Here is a 1710-nt window from a genome sequence, read left to right on the forward strand (position 1 = left end):
GCTCCTCCAGGAGGTCGAGGACGGCGACGGCGTGGCCGTCGGCGGCCAGCCGGCGGGCGGTCGCGGCCCCGATGCCGCGGGCGGCTCCGGTGACGACGGCGACGCGCGAGGTGGGGTCGGCGGTGGCGGTCATGCGGTGGTCCTCTCGTCGAAGGTGATGAGCTGGCGCAGCTCGGCGCCGGCGGCGAGCCGGTCCAGGGCGGCCGGCAGGTCCTCGAGCCCGATGCGGGCCGAGACGAGTGATTCGAGCGGCAGGCGGCCCGCGCGCCAGAGGTCGACGTACCGCGGGATGTCGCGGCTCGGCACGGACGACCCGAGGTAGGAGCCCACGACCGTGCGGGCCTCGGCCGTCAGGGTCAGCGGCGCGACGGACGCGCGGGCGTCGGGGCCGGGCAGCCCGGCCGTCACGGTGGTGCCGCCGGGCGCGGTGAGCGCGAGCGCGGTCTCGAAGGCGCGCGCCGACCCGGCGGCCTCGACGACGACGGGCGCCCGCTCGCCGGCGTCGAGCGCCTCGTCGGGGGTGCGCGCGGTGGTGGCGCCGAGGCGGCGCGCCAGGTCGAGCTTGGCGGGCACCGGGTCGACGCCGAGCACGTCGTGCCCCAGGGCGAGCGCGACGAGCAGCGCGGCCATCCCGACCCCGCCCAGGCCGACGACTGCCACGCGGTCGCCGGGCGCCGGCCGGCCGGCGTTGATCACGGCGCCGCCGCCCGTGAGGACCGCGCAGCCCAGCAGGGCGGCGACGTCGGCGGGTACGTCGTCGTCCACCGGGACCACGGAGGTGCGGTGCACGACGGCGTGGGTGGCGAAGGCGCTGACGCCCAGGTGGTGGTGGACCGGGTCCGGGCCGCGGTGCAGCCGTACCGCGCCCCCGACCAGCGTGGCGGCGGCGTTGGCGGCGCTGCCGGCCGTGCAGGGCAGCCGGCCGTCGGTGGCGCAGGCGGCGCAGGCGCCGCACCGCGGCAGGAAGGTCAGGACGACGCGCCGCCCCGGGGTGATGCCGTCGGGGCCGTCGGTGCCGTCGTGCGCCGCGTCGCCGACGGCCTCCACGATCCCGGCGGCCTCGTGGCCGAGGAGCAGAGGGACGGGGCGCTCGCGGCTGCCGTCCACGACGCTCAGGTCGGAGTGGCACAGCCCTGCGGCCTCGATGCGGACCAGGAGCTCGCCGGGCCCGGGCGGGTCGAGGTCGAGCGTGCTGGTGCGCAGCGCCCCGGAGGTGGCGTACGGCGGGGGTGCTCCGGTGCGGTCCAGCACGGCGCCCACGATCTGCACGGTCGACCTCCTCGTCGCTGAGGGCCCCAGTCTGCTCCCGGGAGCCCGTCCGTCTGACATACCGACTGCGCGGTATGTCGGGAGCAGCGTACACGAGCCGGGCGTCCGCGCGGCCGACCTGCGCGGTTGACAGCGGCCGCCGGCACGACGTCTACTGACAGTGTTCGAACAAGCGTTCGAACGACGACGGTCGTCGTGCTGCCGTCGTCTGGTCGTTGCTGGTCGCGGTCCGCCGGGCGTCGCCCGGCGTCGGGATCGGGGGGGAGGTCGCATGACGGTCGTCGCCCCGCCGCGTACCGCGGCCCGCTCCATGTCCGAGCCCGAGCCCGAGCCCGAGCGACCGGTCGACCGAGCCGCCGTCGCGCGGGCCGCGCTGCGGGCGGCGGAGCAGCGCACCGGGAAGCGCACCACCCCGCACTCCGCCCCCCGCGCAGGTCAGCG

2 protein-coding genes are annotated in these 1710 nt (G+C 78.0%); both read right to left on the reverse strand.

Features of this window, described 5'->3' with window-relative positions:
- A partial coding sequence (locus ACFWEK_RS21400; protein WP_430555350.1) for an SDR family NAD(P)-dependent oxidoreductase occupies positions 1 to 133 on the reverse strand: 133 nt, incomplete at its 3' end.
- On the reverse strand, positions 130 to 1269 hold the full coding sequence (locus ACFWEK_RS21405; protein WP_430546213.1) for a zinc-binding dehydrogenase: 1140 nt from the start codon (positions 1267 to 1269) through the stop codon (positions 130 to 132). The genes ACFWEK_RS21400 and ACFWEK_RS21405, both read right to left, overlap by 4 nt.
- Positions 1270 to 1710: the final 441 nt, after the last annotated feature.

Origin of the sequence: Isoptericola sp. NPDC060257 (genome assembly GCF_042726645.1) — a bacterium.
GTDB classification, from domain to species: Bacteria; Actinomycetota; Actinomycetes; order Actinomycetales; family Cellulomonadaceae; genus Isoptericola; species Isoptericola nanjingensis.